This is a genomic window from Latilactobacillus parafuchuensis (assembly GCF_055271665.1).
This window is the reverse complement of sequence record NZ_CM143875.1, coordinates 245,421-261,614: the sequence shown is the minus strand read 5'-3', so window position 1 is coordinate 261,614 and position 16,194 is coordinate 245,421. Positions and strand designations below refer to the sequence as shown.

General features: G+C 41.6%; 15 protein-coding genes, 1 tRNA gene and 1 pseudogene. 11 read left to right on the top strand and 6 right to left on the bottom strand.

Features of this window, described 5'->3' with window-relative positions; genetic code table 11:
* Positions 1-26 precede the first annotated feature (26 nt).
* Positions 27-479 (top strand): MarR family winged helix-turn-helix transcriptional regulator, encoded by a 453-nt coding sequence (locus ACVPPQ_RS01510; protein WP_254680221.1) that lies wholly within the window; start codon positions 27-29, stop codon positions 477-479.
* A gap of 68 nt (positions 480-547) precedes the next feature.
* On the opposite strand, the gene ACVPPQ_RS01505 is transcribed toward ACVPPQ_RS01510, so the two are convergent.
* From ACVPPQ_RS01505 to ACVPPQ_RS01490, 4 genes are all read right to left on the bottom strand, one after another.
* Positions 548-1,069 (bottom strand): DsbA family protein, encoded by a 522-nt coding sequence (locus ACVPPQ_RS01505; protein ID WP_463495261.1) that lies wholly within the window; start codon positions 1,067-1,069, stop codon positions 548-550.
* Between the two features lie 111 nt (positions 1,070-1,180).
* Complete coding sequence (clpP, locus tag ACVPPQ_RS01500) at positions 1,181-1,765, bottom strand: ATP-dependent Clp endopeptidase proteolytic subunit ClpP (RefSeq protein WP_463495259.1); 585 nt, start codon at positions 1,763-1,765, stop codon at positions 1,181-1,183.
* Between the two features lie 775 nt (positions 1,766-2,540).
* Complete coding sequence (locus tag ACVPPQ_RS01495) at positions 2,541-2,951, bottom strand: peptide deformylase (protein WP_463495257.1); 411 nt, start codon at positions 2,949-2,951, stop codon at positions 2,541-2,543.
* Between the two features lie 45 nt (positions 2,952-2,996).
* Positions 2,997-3,572 carry a glycoside hydrolase family 73 protein gene (locus tag ACVPPQ_RS01490; RefSeq protein ID WP_463495255.1) on the bottom strand — a complete coding sequence of 192 codons (576 nt, stop codon included), beginning with the start codon at positions 3,570-3,572 and terminating at the stop codon, positions 2,997-2,999.
* Between the two features lie 208 nt (positions 3,573-3,780).
* On the opposite strand from ACVPPQ_RS01490, the gene ACVPPQ_RS01485 reads away from it, so the two are divergent.
* Together ACVPPQ_RS01485 and ACVPPQ_RS01480 are read left to right on the top strand one after the other, a co-directional pair.
* On the top strand, positions 3,781-4,728 hold the full coding sequence (locus tag ACVPPQ_RS01485; protein WP_463495253.1) for a nucleoside hydrolase: 948 nt from the start codon (positions 3,781-3,783) through the stop codon (positions 4,726-4,728).
* Positions 4,729-4,858: 130 nt separating this feature from the next.
* Positions 4,859-5,866: a MucBP domain-containing protein gene (locus ACVPPQ_RS01480; protein WP_463495251.1), complete on the top strand. Its 1,008-nt coding sequence runs from the start codon at positions 4,859-4,861 to the stop codon at positions 5,864-5,866.
* A gap of 127 nt (positions 5,867-5,993) precedes the next feature.
* Here ACVPPQ_RS01480 and ACVPPQ_RS01475 read toward each other — a convergent pair.
* Positions 5,994-6,093, bottom strand: a tRNA-OTHER gene (locus tag ACVPPQ_RS01475).
* 244 nt (positions 6,094-6,337) lie between these two features.
* Between ACVPPQ_RS01475 and ACVPPQ_RS01470 the strand changes: the two are divergent.
* Positions 6,338-6,978, top strand: a pseudogene (locus tag ACVPPQ_RS01470) (SDR family oxidoreductase).
* Positions 6,979-7,332: 354 nt separating this feature from the next.
* On the opposite strand, the gene ACVPPQ_RS01465 reads toward ACVPPQ_RS01470, so the two are convergent.
* The gene (locus ACVPPQ_RS01465) at positions 7,333-8,448 is read right to left on the bottom strand and encodes an NAD(P)-dependent alcohol dehydrogenase (RefSeq protein ID WP_463495249.1); all 1,116 of its coding nucleotides are present in this window, start codon (positions 8,446-8,448) and stop codon (positions 7,333-7,335) included.
* 250 nt (positions 8,449-8,698) lie between these two features.
* Here ACVPPQ_RS01465 and ACVPPQ_RS01460 point away from each other — a divergent pair, with 250 nt between their 5' ends.
* From ACVPPQ_RS01460 to ACVPPQ_RS01430, 7 genes are all read left to right on the top strand, one after another.
* Complete coding sequence (locus tag ACVPPQ_RS01460; protein WP_463495247.1) at positions 8,699-9,601, top strand: ABC transporter ATP-binding protein; 903 nt, start codon at positions 8,699-8,701, stop codon at positions 9,599-9,601.
* Complete coding sequence (locus tag ACVPPQ_RS01455) at positions 9,576-10,319, top strand: ABC transporter permease (protein WP_463495245.1); 744 nt, start codon at positions 9,576-9,578, stop codon at positions 10,317-10,319. Before ACVPPQ_RS01460 ends, ACVPPQ_RS01455 begins: the two co-directional genes overlap by 26 nt.
* Positions 10,319-11,443 carry a sensor histidine kinase gene (locus ACVPPQ_RS01450; protein ID WP_463495243.1) on the top strand — a complete coding sequence of 375 codons (1,125 nt, stop codon included), beginning with the start codon at positions 10,319-10,321 and terminating at the stop codon, positions 11,441-11,443. The genes ACVPPQ_RS01455 and ACVPPQ_RS01450 overlap by 1 nt, the downstream gene beginning before the upstream one ends.
* The gene (locus tag ACVPPQ_RS01445) at positions 11,440-12,048 is read left to right on the top strand and encodes a response regulator (protein ID WP_463495241.1); all 609 of its coding nucleotides are present in this window, start codon (positions 11,440-11,442) and stop codon (positions 12,046-12,048) included. The genes ACVPPQ_RS01450 and ACVPPQ_RS01445 overlap by 4 nt, the downstream gene beginning before the upstream one ends.
* Before the next feature lie 516 nt (positions 12,049-12,564).
* Positions 12,565-14,199, top strand: a complete 1,635-nt coding sequence (locus ACVPPQ_RS01440; protein WP_463495239.1) for a peptide ABC transporter substrate-binding protein — start codon at positions 12,565-12,567, stop codon at positions 14,197-14,199.
* A gap of 227 nt (positions 14,200-14,426) precedes the next feature.
* Positions 14,427-15,317, top strand: a complete 891-nt coding sequence (locus ACVPPQ_RS01435; protein ID WP_463495237.1) for an ABC transporter ATP-binding protein — start codon at positions 14,427-14,429, stop codon at positions 15,315-15,317.
* A gap of 1 nt (position 15,318) precedes the next feature.
* Positions 15,319-16,188, top strand: coding sequence for an ABC transporter permease (locus tag ACVPPQ_RS01430; RefSeq protein ID WP_463495235.1), 870 nt, complete (start codon positions 15,319-15,321; stop codon positions 16,186-16,188).
* Positions 16,189-16,194: the final 6 nt, after the last annotated feature.

Genomic DNA, 16,194 nt, shown 5'->3' with positions numbered 1-16,194 from the left:
GGACACTATTAATTGGAGGAAGAAATATGGTTGAACCAGTTTTATTAGATGAACAATTATGCTTTTCAATTTATCGTGCGCAAAAGGCGTACAATCACTTTTACGGAAAGGTTTTAAAACCGTTTAGGTTAACGTACCCACAATTTATCGCGATGCTAGCGTTATGGGAACATGGCACGATGTCGGTTAAAGAGTTGGGACATCATCTAGAACTTGATAGTGGCACCTTAACACCGCTATTGAAACGTCTAGAAGCTGATGGTTGGGTTAATCGTAACCGAGCAGCTGATGATGAACGCCGCGTTGATGTCTCATTAACGCAAAAAGCTGAAGATCAAAAAGATGAAATCTACGAACGCGTTGGTGGTTGTACCAACTATTTAGATTTTTCAAGCGATAAATATCATGAATTACGCCAAAGTATGAATGAAGTCGAACGTCATTTAAATGCGATTCAGGTTGAAGAAGGCCGTTTCTAATAGGTCGCTATAAAAAGGGTCTAACCAGATCAGTAGTTGACTACTCTGGTTAGACCCTTTTTTGGTGCTTATTGCGAAATTAATTGTTCTAATTCGGTCAGATCAATTGATTCATCAAAAATATGTTGACCGAGAATAATCGTAGGGACAAATTGAATATTAGCCGTTTGTGCTTCGTGTTCAATCGCAGCTAAGACCGCTTGATTATTTTGAGGGGTCAATTTTAGATTCTGTTTAAGATACAAATCAAGTTCATTGGGCGCTAAGTCGGGGCGCCAAGTGGGTTGGTGTGTGTATAGGAAACGAATCGCGTTGACGGCCGTTTCCGGTTGGTCAAACGGTAAATAGGTGTGGGCTAAATTACCCAGTTGTAAATCATCTTTATCCTTGTTTAAGGGTTTAATAATCCGCCGGACGCGACCTGCTTTAACGGCTTGGGTTAAGAGTTGATCCGAACGATAAAACCATTTACGACAATAAGGACAAGCCAAATTTAGAAATTCGACGGTCGTAATCGGCGCTGATTCGGCCCCCAGTACAATGCCGCCGTCGATCGTGACTTTGTCTGCTTTAATGACACTAATATCCATCTTAAAAGCCTCCTTTGATTCCTAACCAAGTATAGCAAAAATGGGGATCGTCTTAAAAAATTATGAACTAAAAAAGCCAATTCCGCGAAGAATTGGCTTTTTTAGTAGTGGTTATTTAGGTTGGTTAATCATGATATCGTCAATCAAACCATAATCTTTGGCTTCTTGGGCCGTCATGTAGTTATCACGATCAGTATCTTGTTGTAGTTTTTCAAACGTTTGACCAGAATTGTCGGCTAAAATTTGATTTAAACGTTTCCGAGTTTTCAAAATTTCGCGCGCAGCAATTTCGATTTCAGTTTGTTGGCCTTGGGCGCCACCTAAAGGTTGGTGAATCAAGACGGTTGAGTTAGGTAAGGCAAAACGTTTGCCTTTGGTCCCAGCTGATAATAAGACACTCGCCATTGATGCAGCCATGCCCATTGCGATGGTTTGAACATCAGATTTGATGAAGTTCATCGTATCCATAATCGCTAAACCAGCGGTGACAGAACCACCGGGTGAGTTGATGTAAATTGAAATGTCTTTGTCAGAATCTTGGGCATCCAAGAAAAGTAATTGTGCAATAATGGTGTTTGCCATTTGATCGTTGACTTCACCAGATAGCATAATAATCCGGTCTTTTAATAGACGTGAATAAATATCGTATGAACGTTCGCCACGTGACGTTTGTTCAATAACTGTAGGTACTAACATTGAATTGCCTCCTTATATGAACCAGAGTTTAAGCACTCTGAAATCTATAAATCAAATTTTACAGCAAAGGTCAATTTTGGTCAAATGGAAAGCCTCTTTTCTGAAAATATTTAGTGATTTTGCGTCAAACTTTAAAATATGTTATACTGTTAACAGTTAATCAGCACTTATCACTGTAGAATCAAGTATTATTTGAAGACTTTAATCAAACTGGAGTAACCCTGGAGTTACAAGTAGTGTAAAGAGGCGGCTTACGCTGTTTAAACGAGAAAATATTTAGAACCACAAGAATTAAACATAATCGAATTAAATTAAAATCATGCAACTCTAGTGAAGTTGCCCCGAACATTAAACCAACGTGTTTAATGGTGGTATCAGCAAGCTTGATACCCAGAATATTATGTTACAATTTAATATGCGAAATTAATTAGAAAGCCACCCAGCAATGGGTGGCTTTCGTCAATTAGAGCGTCAAAAAAGTTGGCTGAGAAGCACGTTAAAAAACTAAGTGTGTTGAGTTGCGGTTAGCAACTGAGCATTAATTATAAATAACCGATAATCTCGTTCTTAAGATTATCGGTTATTTTAGATTAAGCGGAAGTTGTTGCAACTCAAAAGCACGTTAAAAAACTAAGTGCGTTGAGTTGCGTTCAGCAACTGAGCATTAATTATAAATAACCGGTAATCTTGGTCTTAAGATTATCGGTTATTTTAGATTAAGCGGAAGTTGTTGCAACTCGAAAGCACGTTATCAATTGCCTATCGTTTTTTAAATCTAAATCAGAATCCCTTCACAATGGTCAACTTCGTGTTGGATAATTTGGGCAATCCACTCGGTAAAAGTTTGTTCTTGGACTTTAAACTGACGGTCTTGATAACGAACAGTAATGGTTTCGTAGCGGGTGGTTGCGCGTTGACCGGTTAAAGATAGACAGCCTTCCTCAGTTTTGTAGGGGGTACTTTTTTTGATAATCGTTGGATTGACCAAAGGTAGCGCAATCGGACCCATTTGGCACACGATAATGCGCTGATTGACACCAATCATATTGGCCGCCATTCCGACACAGCGTTCAGTATTAGCGGCTAATGTATCGAGCAGGTCGGTGATGACTTGTGAGTCGTTGATAGTGGCTAGTTTCGCTGGTTGTGCCAGAAAAGTTGGGTCGTGCATAATGGGTTTAATCATGGGAACTCCTTCAAGAAAATTAATAATTCCATCATAGCACAATCGTTACGAATCGTACTTCGCCAATTTATAAATTTTGATGGTTTGAATTAATTTGGCGGCGTAGTCCGGATCGGTTGCGTAGCCCGCTTGTTGGAGGGTTTGCGCCTGGGTCGCGTAATCCGTTTGCTGTTTGAGAGTGGCGTAAGTGCCAGCGCTGAGAAATTGACTATGATCTTCGATGGCAATTTGTAGATTAGGGTAAATTTTAAAATAGTCTTTAATCGTCACGCGTTTTTGATTTTCAAATTCGTCAGTCGTCATTAGAATTTTTTGACCTTGGTAATCGCCTTTGACCCCGAATAGATTGTGGGCTTTCACTGCTAAATCACTACGGCCCCAATCCGATTCAATAATCGCTTGCGCAATCACGATACTAGGTAAAACTTGTTGTTGGGTTTGATAAACGGTTTTGGCAGTCGTCCCAATTTTTTGAATAAAACGGTCTTGACGTTGTGTTTCTTCCGTCGGGGTTTCCCAGGTGCGCTTAGTGGGGGTGGCTGTTTTTTTGAAGCAGCCGGTCAGTAATAGGCAAGCGATAATTGGGACTAATAGGACGTAATGGTGTTGTTTAATGGTCATTGAGGAACTCCTTAATTGAATTGATAAGCAAGTTTTAATATACCAGAAAATAACCATTTAGCGGTTATTCGTAAATTAAATAAAGGACTTCTTAATCAATATCAGTAAAAATTAATGATTAACGCTCTGGTTAAAATTTACGAAAGGGTTTTTATGCGGTAAACTGAATGAGTACGACTAATCGTTTGAACTAAGGGAGGCTTTTGGAATGCAACATAAGATGATTTTAGATTTAGATACGGGGATTGACGATGCGCTCGCCATTGCGTATGCACTCGGTTCACCCGAAATTGAATTAATCGGCATCACTTCCGAATACGGTAACGTGTTAACTGAACGAAGTGTGGTCAATAGTCAACAAATATTGAATTTATTACAGCATCCAGCAGTCCCAGTTTACCAAGGTGCCGGCCACGCATTGAATCAAACTGATTTTTCAGTTTTACCGATTAGCGCCGAGATTCACGGCCAAGATGGGGTTGGCGATATTCATCTCCAACAAGCAGTTCCCACCGGTGAAACCGAATCAGCCGTTGATTTCTTATTAACAGCTTGTCAACAATACGGTTCTGATTTAACGATTGTCGCGACCGGCCCAATGACCAACTTGGCCTTAGCGATTCAAAAAGATTTACCAACGTTACAAAAAGTCGGTCAAATCGTGATTATGGGTGGCGCATTAACGGTGGCCGGCAACGTGTCACCATTTGCCGAAGCCAATATTAATCAAGATCCAGAAGCTGCTGATTTGTTATTCAAGAGTGGGCTTCCCGTGACGATGGTCGGCCTGGATGTCACTTTACGGACGTTATTCACGAAAGCCGATACGGCTGAATGGCGGGCGATTGGGACTGAAGCCGCGATTAAATATGCGGATATGGTCGATTATTACATCAAGGCTTATGAAGTCACGTCTCCCCACCTCCACGGTTGCGCGCTCCACGATCCATTAGCGGTCGCCGTGGCCATTGACCCCAGTCTCGTCACGACTTTCCCCTTAAACTTAACGACTGAGACAACCGGACCTTCTCGTGGTCGAACGATTGGTGATAATCTTCGCTTGGAAGATTCGACGACGCGGACGCAAGTGTGTGTGCAAGTCGATACGCCACGCTTCTTAAATGAATTTAAAACGAGAATTGGCCAACTATTATAAATATAAAAGGGAAAAGACTAGCTAAAATAAAGTTAGTCTTTTTTATTTTACAATTACATTGCATTTATGTTACAAACATATTACAATGTATTTGTTGAAACGATTACATTATATTTGGGAGGTTTTTTTGATGAGTAAAAATGGGTTAGGATTGTTGACGATGGTGGTTGGTACGCTATTAATCGGGATTAATACGCAAACGGTTTTGGCAGCGGATGCACAAGCTAGCACATCAACGGCAAGCATCTCCCAAAAGGTGGACTTAGAAAGTCAACAAACATCGAAAGAATCTAGTGTGATAAATGAAAAGACGGGGCAAGTGGTTGTCCATTATGTTGATGAGAGCGGACAAGTGATTGCGCCAGCTAAGACCTATTCAGATCGTATTGGTTATCCTTTTACAATGCAGCCAATCGATATCGAGGGCTATATGTACAGTCATTATAGTGGTAATATCCCTGCAGGATCAATGAAACAACAACTTCAAGAATTTACATTTGTCTATCAAAAGAAAACGGCTGATAGTCAACGCAATGTTGTGATTCAATTTGTAGATGAATCTGGTTATCAATTAAAGGCTAATCGTGTTCAAGTGGGTCAGCTGAATGAAAAATATAGTGTTGTTCCAGACCAAATAGCAGGGTACACTTTATTAGATGAACAAAACGAATTAAATGGTATCTATCAGAATTATTACAATATTTTAACATTGGTTTATCGGAAAACAGTGGATCAAGGGTCATTGACGACGCAATATGTTGATCAAAATGGACAAGCAATTATTGAATCGACAATCACTTCTGGTGAAGTAGGATCGGCGTACGCAGTAACGGCAAAACAAATTAATGGTTATCAAGTGACTGGACAAAAAGTAATCAATGGTCAATATCGGAATGATCAGCAAACAATTCAGTTTGTTTATCAGAAAATTGCTAAACAAGTGACGACAGTAACCCCTAACAACAATCAGATTGTGAAGACGGCAACGTCGGACGCTAAATTGACATCTGATAAGCAAGTACCTACTAAAACAGCTAAGTTGCCACAAACTGGTCTGACTTCTAATGACAAGTTGGTTGGTATTGGGTTAACGGTCTCGATGTTTGGATTGTTAGGCTTTATTGTTAAACGTTTCTAAATTGAACTAATTGGAAAAGCATCTTTTATTGAGGTGCTTTTTTAATTTGCACAAAAAAGGCCCGCTTTTCAGCGGGTCGAGTGTGTGTGTGAAAAAAGAGTAGGTGCTTGCTGGGGGTAGCAGCAAATCGAGTTAGCGGGGGTTGAACCCGCATCGACCAGCATTGAATTTTCTTGGGAGGAATTTCAAATGAGGGAGGTCTGTCCTACCTGTTGGACGATAACTCATTGGTGGTACTAGTCAAGTTCTCTAGGGAAGGACTCGACTTAATCGCTCAGATGATTTCTTGGGGGAATTTATCTGATGTCTAAAGAATAACAACAAGTTATGAATTAAATATGAACAAACTATTGAAAATCTGCTAAGAATTATGGGTCAAAAAATGTTTTATGGACAACGAGTGTCTTTGTTTGCTTATTAAAAGTAAGACGCTTACACTTTAGTTATTCATTAATCAAAGGGGACTTAATCATGACAACTGTATTAATTTTAGGGGCACACGGCCAGATTGCGCAACTCGCACGCGAACAATTATTGACGCAGACCGATAGCCAATTGACGCTATTTTTACGCAAGGCCAACCGCCTTTCAATTCGCGATGCCCAGCGCGAACAAATCATTGAAGGCAACACGACCAATCAAACTGCCTTGGTAGCCGCTATGGCGGGTGTTGATGTCGTCTACGCCAATTTAGCCGGCAGCAATATTGAACAACAGGCCCAGAGTGTGGTGACCGCGATGCAATCAGCTGGCGTTAAACGGTTGATTTGGATCTCGACACTCGGTATTTATGACGAAGTGCCGGGCCGTTATGGCAATGGAACCATCAAATGTTGGATAACGGTTATTTACCAACCTACGCTGCCGCGGCTAAAGTCATCGAAGAATCCGATTTAGACTATACAATTATTCGCCCAGCTTGGTTAGACAACCATGATGAAATTGATTACGAAATCACGCATCGTCACGATCAATTTAAGGGGACGGAAGTGTCACGCAAGAGTATCGCCGCCTTAGTGACCCACCTGATTCAAAACCCAACGGAAGCCAACCGCGATTCGCTAGGCGTCAACAAACCCAATACAGAAGGCGACAAACCGAAATGGTATTAATGCAGAGTGCGAGTTCTCACGGGTAGCTTCTGAGCATTAGCCTAGTTCCGTGAACAGAGTGCGTTGCGTGACGGTCAGCACCTGAGCATTAATAAGGATAACTCAATAATCTAGATTTTAAGATTAATGGGTTATTTAGATTAAGCGGAGGGTGTTGTCACGCAAAAGCAAGTTTCAAAAAAAGAGTGTGACTCAGCCGGTTAGCTTCTGAGTATAGCCTAGAGTAGTAAATTATGACCGGTTTTAGTCATGATTTACTACTCGTAGCTAAACGGAAGAAGTTGGCTGAGGAACACGTCTCCATCAAAAAAACCATCAATCCTTTCAAAGGGTTGATGGTTTTTACGTTAAAGCTTAAACCGTGTAGTCTGGATCGATGATTAGAACGGGTTTAATCGTTTTACCATCTCTTGAATCTTGATTGGCTTGGTTAATGTCTTCAAAGGCGTAGAATTTTTCAGTCTTATCGAAAGCGAATTGACCTTGACGGTAGAATTCGATTAGACGAGGCACGTCGATTTGTGGAATTGAATCGCCCATGTTCACGCCGACGACTTTTTTATCGTTGACACATAAGTCGTTCCAAGTGTCTAAATCAATGTGGTTAGGCGTGACTGCGATGGTTGCAGAAGTCCCACCTTGGCAAAGCGCTTGAATTGAGGCTTCCATGACACTCGTAATCCCAGTCGTATCCACACAGAAGTTAACGCCCCGGCCGTTCGTTAAGGCCCGAATCGCTTCAACAGCATCGGTATTGCGACTGTTAATGACGTCAGTTGCGCCTAATTCCTTGGCTAAGGTTAAGCGATCATCAATGATATCGACGGCGATGACTTTGGTACAGCCGGAAATTTTACCAGCCATCATCGCTGCTAAACCAACTGCACCAGTTCCGAAGACGGCAATCGTGTCACCAGGTTTTGGTTTCAAGGTATTGAGGACGGTCCCACTACCAGTCACGTAACCGCAACCTAAAGGTCCGAGTTGGCGTAAGTCTAAATCATCGTCGACTTTAACGGCGTTGCGTTCACGGACAACCGTCGTGGTTGTGAAAGAAGATTGGTCGAACATATCAGCGACTTGATGACCTTCTTCAGTAAAGTGGGCACTGCCATCGGGACGAACGCCGGATAAATTATTATCAGCGTAGTTCAAACATTGGGTAGGAATCCCTTTCAAACAATTGTCGCAAATCCCGCAAGCGTAGAATGAGAGGACGACGTGATCGCCGACTTTTAAATTTTGAACGTTGGAACCGACTTTTTCAATAATCCCAGAACCTTCGTGGCCTAAGACGATTGGATAACCAATGATGGCGTCGCCTTTACGGAGGGCTTCGTCAGAATGGCAAATCCCACTAGCGACCATGTGGACTTGGACATCGTCGGGATGGAGTGGTGCTAATTCAATATTATCTTTAATCACAAATGGGGCACCTTGGGTTTCAACAACTGCTGCTTTAATTTTCATATTCGTAACCTTCCTAATTTTAGATATTTATTTCACAAGGTTATTATGACACTTATTGTAATCGGTTTCAATGAAAAACATAATCTTTAATAGGATAGGTTAAAAAATGGGACAAATCACCTGTATATTTGTTATTAATGACACGATTGGCCACAAAGATGACATTTGTCACCCGCAAATCATGACAAAAACGACTGCCAACGAACCGAGATTCCTCGTATACTAAACTTATTCAAACGAGGTGATCATAATGATTGAGATGCAACAGATAACAATGCAATTTGGATCTAAAGTGGTTTTAAAAAAGGTGTCACTAAAAGTGCAACCCGGTGAAATTATCGGATTGGTTGGGGCCAATGGTGCGGGTAAAACGACGCTGATTAATTTAATATTAGGACGGCTGCAACCGACAAGTGGTCAGATTGAAGTTTTGCAAGCAGCCCCCAGTGAAAAACGCCATTTTAATCGGATTGGGGCGATGTTGCAAGACGATAGTCGGATTGCACGGTTAAAAGTCAGTGAAGAATTAACGATGGTCGGTCAGTATTATCAACAACCATTACCAGTAGCCACTTTATTGAAGATGGCGGATTTAACCGAACAGGCCAATCAAATGGTTAACCAACTATCGGGCGGTCAGTTGCGGCGGATGACGTTTGCCTTAGCGATGGCCGGTGATCCAGATTTAATTTTTCTCGATGAACCGACGGTCGGGATGGACGTGACGAGTCGCCAACATTTCTGGCAACAAATCGATCAATTGAAACAAGCCGGCAAGACGATTATTTTAACCTCCCATTATTTAGAGGAAATTGAAAAAGTGGCCACCCGAATTTTAATTTTGAAGGACGGTCAATTCCAATACGACGGTGATTTTCAAACGTTGCAACAACAATACCGCAGTAGTCAGATACAATTCAAAGCCGATCAATCGATGGCCAATTTGCAAGACTGGCCAGAAGTGCTGGCCTATCAAGAACACGCACACCGAATTAGTTTACAAGTGACAAATAGTGATGTCGTTTTGGCACGGTTGAGTCCACAGATTGGCCAAACGATTCATCAAGTGCAGGTTCAAGCTGGTTCGTTGACCGATATCTATAATGAAATCATGGGGGCAGATACTGATGCAATTATTAATGGTTCAAAGTAAACTCGATTTTAAACGCGCTTATTTAAGAAATCCACGCTTTTTTATCTTTTCATTATTGATGCCGATTGGTTTCTATCTACTCTTCACCAAAGTGATGATGACTGGCGAAATGCCGGCTAGTTTTGCGGTGCAATATATGTTGAGCATGACCACTTATAGTTTAATTCTTAGTAACGTCTTTACGTTATCAACGCTATTAGCGGACGATCAAAAAGAGGGTGTGCTCGATTTGATTGACCTGTCGCCCGCCAGTCGCGGTTACTATTATGGCGCTAAATTAATCAATATCATGCTGATTAATGGCTTATCGGTGCTGGTGATTTTTATAACGGCCGCCTTTAGCAATCAGATCGTCCTTGATTGGACGGTTTGGTTAGAGACTGCTAGTTGGCTGTGGTTGGCGAGTGCGCCATTGTGTTTAATTGGCCTCAGTATTTCGTTTTTGAACGATAGCAACTTAATTCAATTGGCGGCTAATCTAATCAGCTTTCCGTTAGCGATTCTGAGTGGGCTGTGGTGGCCGATTTCGATGTTACCGAAGAATGTGCAATGGGTTGGCAAACACTTGCCGGTCTATCCAATCAATCAAATTGGCCAAGCCTTGGGCACCGGTCAGAGCGTTGCATGGGGTAGTTATGGCGTCACCTTGATTTGGACGCTCGTTTTAGGGGGGCTTGTAGTATACTTAAGTTACCATAAACGAGGAGTCCGGGCTTGATGAATTTTTTTAAAAAATATATCGCACTACCAGAGCGATTCGGTTATTTTCCGTATGTCTGGTTACTGTTTTTATTCTTTCCAATCAGCTACGCCTATCCGTATCGAACACTAAAACAACAAATGATGATGCTAATCATCCTGATTTTTGTGGTAGCCTATCGCAACAGTTACGCCTCAACTAAGTGGCGATTTGGTTGGATTTGGGTCCAAATCATCACCAGTATGGTTTTAGCGATGATGATTCAGGCGTTATATTTGAACATCTACGTGGCGTGGGTTTTCGGATCAATTCCGATGCACCGCCGGCAATTTCGCTGGTTTTACGGGGCTTACATGGGGTCGATTTTAATTCCAACCATTTATTTTTATTTCTATTACGGTCAACAGATGGGGCAGGTCGAATGGGTCGGGATTACTGTCTACGGACTATTCTGCGCATTATCGCCTTTTGCGGCCCGTTCAATTCAAGATTTTAACCGTAAGAATCGCCAATTAATGCAGACAAATGAACGACTAACTACGATGATTCAACAAAATGAACGGCAACGAATTGCTCGTGATTTACATGATAATTTAGGCCAATCCTTTTCAATGATTACCTTAAAGGCTGAATACGCCCGGCGGTTGTTGGCCAAGGCACCGGAGAAAGTACCCGAACAGCTGTTGGAAATTGAACAGGCTTCTCGTCAGAATTTACAGATGGTCCGCGATATTGTGACAGATTTACGCCAAGTCACAATTGCTGAAGAACTGATTCAACAAGAACAAAACTTACGCGTCGCTAGCATGTTATTGTTTACGAAGAACGAAGCGCTATCGGAACAGTTACCCCAAGCTAGTCAACAAGTGCTCGCTCAATGTATTCACGAAGCAGTCACCAATATGATTCGCTACAGTCGGGCCACTGAATGTGATATCCAATTTGAACAGCTGGCGACCCGCTTTCAGATGAAAATCAGTGACAATGGCCGTGGATTGCGGGATAGCGATCAGGTTAAAAGTAACGGGATTCCGGGGATGCGGGAACGGTTAGCGACTTTAAACGGGGAACTGATGATAACGAGCAATCGGAGTGGGACCTGTTTGACCATTGAAATTCCGGCAGAAGGAGTACAAGCATGATTAAGGTTTATTTAGCAGAAGACCAACAATTATTGAATACCGCCTTAGCGGGGATTCTGGATTTGGAAGATGATCTGACAGTTTGTGGAACAGCAACGGACGGTCAAACGGCTTGGACGGAAATTCAAGCTTACCAACCCGATGTCGTCTTACTCGACATTGAGATGCCACAGTTAACGGGATTAGACGTTGCGGAAAAAATTCAGGCAGCTCAATTACCACTGAAGGTCATCATCTTAACGACGTTTGCCCAACCAGCGTATTTTAAACGGGCGATTGGCGCGGAAGTCGCGGCTTATCTGTTAAAAGATGGGCCGAGTGATGCGCTCATTCAAGCGATTCATAACGTGATGATTGGCCAAACCATTTACGCGCCCGAATTGGTGGTGGGGTTAACGCAACAAGTTCAAAATCCGTTATCCGAACGCGAATTGACAGTCTTAACGGCAATTGCAGCCGGGCTCAGTTCCAAAGCGGTTGCCCAAAAACTATTTCTGAGTGACGGCACCGTCCGCAATTACGTGTCGACGATTCTCAGCAAATTAGACGCGACGAACCGGATTGAAGCGATCCAAATTGCCCGCCATCATGGCTGGTTAAATTAAGTAAGTGCTGATACTCACGGTAGGTTCTGAGCATTAGCCTAGTCTGGTGAATGAAGTCTGGTTTTTAGACTTCGTTTACCAGACGTAGCTAAGCACAAGAATCTGTGAGTAGAAGCACGTTATAGTCGGAGTGCTCACACAAGCGGTTTGACCTTGAGCATAACCTAAGAATTGTCCATATGATTTGAATTTTAATCATATGGACAATTTTGTAGTTAAGCGGAAAGGTCAGCTTGGGTTAGCTCGTTATAATCTGAGTGCCTGGCTGAGAAGCACGTTATGATCGAAGTGCTCACTCAAGTTGGTCAGGCTTTGAGGATTAACCTAGAAATCAGCGTTATGATTTGTGCTTGAATCATAACGCTGATTTTGTAGTTAACCGGAAAAAGCTACTTGAGAAGCACGCTATGCTCTAATTGCTCACATCCATGGTCTAATTTATTATGTTGAGCGTTTTAGTTTACTTTTTATAATATTTTTTATATAATTCACTTACAAATTATAAGGAGTGATTAGATGGTTAAGCATAATGCGCGGTTAAAATTGGGGTTAAGTGGTTTAGTGATTTTAGCCGCAGTGGTATTTTTACATATCTCGACGGTTCAAGCCAAACAGGTTTTGAATTTGGGGGCAACCGCACCACTCGATACGATTGATATCTCAACCTCGACGGGGTACGGTCAAACGGGAAATATCTATGAAAGTCTGTACCGGTTGGGGAACAAAGGTAAAATTGAACCAGGGTTAGCGAAAAGTAGTCAGGTTTCGGCTGATGGTAAAACGTGGACGTTTAAATTAAGGACGGCTAAGTTTAGTAATGGTGATCCGATTCATGCGCAGGATTTTGTTTATTCGTGGCAACGGACGGTAACGCCGGAGACTAAATCACCGTATACCAACCTCTTTAGCAGTATTGTTAATGCCCCAGCGATTGCTGACGGTAAAATGGCCCCAACTAAGTTAGGGGTTAAGGCGCTAGATAAACAAACGTTACAAGTTAGCTTGACGACACCAGTTGCTTACATGAAAACGTTGATGGCCTATCCGTTATTCGCACCGCAGGATCAAAAAGTCGTTGAAAAATATGGTAAAAAATATGCGACTAAAGCAAAATACATGGTTTATTCCGGTCCGTTTAAATTAGTCAATTGGACGGGGACTAATGATAAGTGGCAATTCAAGAAAAATTCGGAATATTGGGATCACAAAAAGGTTAAATTACAAAAAATTAACTATACCGTCCTAGAAAATACAAGTACCGCATTGTATCTCTACCAAGAAGGTAAATTAGATTTAACGCAACTCGACAACCAACAAATTGATAATTATCGAGACGATGCCGGCTTCCATCGGTATCCGTATGCGTTGACGAACTATTTGAAATATAATTTTAAGAGTACCGATGCCAAAACGAAGCAAGTTCTGAACAATCAAGATGTCCGGTTAGCCATTTCCTTAGCAATTAATCGCAAGACGTTAAATAATCGGTTGTTCGGTTCAAAAACGAATCCGATTACCGGGTTTGTCCCAACTGGATTAGCCAGTTCACCGGTTAAGAAAGTTGATTTCGCCAAATCACAGGCCGTTGCGGACACCGTCGATTATGAACCTAAACAGGCGACTGAATATTGGCAAAGGGCGTTAAAAACCTTGGACACTAAGAAGGTTTCATTGACGTTGACGCTCAATTCTGATGATGCCAACGGTTCTTACGTGGGTCAGTATTTGAAAGGCCAACTCGAAAAAGCATTACCGGGTTTCAAATTAACGTTAAAGACTGTTCCAAGCCAAGTCGCTAGTAGTCGTGATAAGAAAGGTGATTATGATCTGTTATTAGCGGGTTGGGGGGCTGATTTTAAAGATCCAACCTCGTTTTTAGAAGTGATGTTACCTGGCAGTGCTAGCAATACGGGTGGTTTTGAAAATGCTGAGTATTCAGCAGCGATGGCTAAAGCGATGACCACGGATGCCAATAACCCGAGTCAACGTTGGGCCGATTTAGTCACGGCCAGTCAAGTCCTGAGTAAAACTCAAGGCATTACGCCGTTGTATCAAAATGACACAGCTTACCTAAAGAAAACGAACGTCAAAGGCATCGTGCACAACACAGCCGGTGCGCAGTGGAGTTATAAGACGGCTTATATTAAATAATGGTCAAGAAAAAGGTGTTTCCAAAAGGAAACGCCTTTTTACTTGGCATTATTATCCTAATAATGTTCAGGGGAGCAGAATATTATTATAATTTATGAAGACGACCGGAATTTTAACGAGGTCATTTGGACCGCTTATTGCCTTTTTCAAACCACTTAACCTCGTTATTGAGACAAAATAAACTGACTTACGATAGACTAATGGCTATTCAGTGAGGAGGCTTATTAATGGCATTGTTAGAAGTAACGGCGTTGACCAAAGTTTATAAGCAAAAAATTGCGGTTAATCATATCGATTTAAAGGTTGAAGCAGGGCAATTGATTGCTTTTTTAGGGCCTAATGGTGCTGGAAAATCAACAACAATTAATATGTTGACAGGAATAATTGATGCAACAACTGGGCAAATTAGCCTAGCTAATCGTCATCCCAATCAGCGCGATTACCAACATAATATTGGTGTCGTATTTCAAAGTAGTGTGTTAGATGGTCATTTGACAGTTTGGCAGAATTTAAAAAGTCGTGCGGAGATGTATCGGGGGTGCCAATTAACAATTAAAAACCCCTTATTGGCGGACTTAGGGTTATTACCAATACTACAACAGAAATATAATACGTTGTCAGGTGGACAAAGACGGCGAGTTGATATTGCACGAGCATTACTACAGCAACCAGCTATTTTATTTTTAGATGAGCCCTCAACGGGGTTAGATCTCCAAACACGTACTGTTATTTGGCGAATTCTAAACCGATTGAGGAAGGCGAGTGGACTAACGATTATTCTAACAACGCATTATTTAGAAGAAGCAGAAACGGCAGACTTTGTATACGTGATTGATCATGGTCAAATTATTGCTAGTGATACGTTGCCACACTTGAAACAGCAGTATGCGCCTTATAAAATAACTGTGGCGACAGATCAGCCAGATCAGATTCTAGCACAGGTGCCAACAAATTGGGCGGTTAGACAATTTGCAAAGTCAATTGAAATCGGTGTGCCAGATGAAACGGCAGTCTTACCATTTTTAAACCAAATACAAGGATTAACGAACCATTTTGAATGTCGCCAAGGTAACTTGGATGATATTTTCATGACACTAACTGGAAAGGAGATTCGCTAAAATGATGACCTTAATTCAACGAAACCTACGCTTATATTTTAATAATTTAAGTGGTGTTTTCTTTTCATTAATGGGGGCTTTAATTTCTTTTGGGCTCTATCTTCTCTTTTTACGACAAAATATGCTATCGAGTTGGGCACAAGTACCTGATACGAAACTATTATTAGATCTTTGGTTGATAGGGGGGACCTTGACGGTTACGGCAGTTACAACGACGGCTAATGGCTTGGGGCAAATGATTCGTGATCGTGAAACTGGCGCCTTGGCAGATTTAACAATGACCGACGTATCATTTACTGGAATTCAGTTAAGCTACCTGATTAGCACCATGATAATTGGTATCGTCATGCAACTGATCATGTTAGTTGCTATGGTTGGCTATTTTGGATTAATGGATCAAGTTCGGTTTTCCTTGGATTTAGTGGTACCACTGTTTGGTATTGTGCTACTGAGTAGTTTAGTTTGGACGTCTTTTAATTTACTCGTGCTATCCTTCATTACTAATGTAGATTCATTAGGGAAAGTCGGGACTATTTTGGGAACTTCTGCAGGCTTTTTTGCAGGTGTTTATTTACCAATTGGGTCGGTACCAACCGTTGCCCAAAAGTTAATGAAATTAACGCCGGCACCGTATAATGCGGCCTTGTATCGAAAGCTTTTGATGCAGACACAATTAGAGACGAGTTTTCAAAAGATACCGAGAGAGGTTTTACAGCAGTTCAAAATACAAATGGGTATTGAGTTGCAGCGCCGGCAATTAACGTCTAATTTACAAAATAGTCTAATCCTGTTAGCCTTTAGTTTGGGATTTATTGGGTTGACGCTTATATTAGCGAAAATCAGTCGTCGTCTAGTGGTTAGTCGCGTATAATGTAAA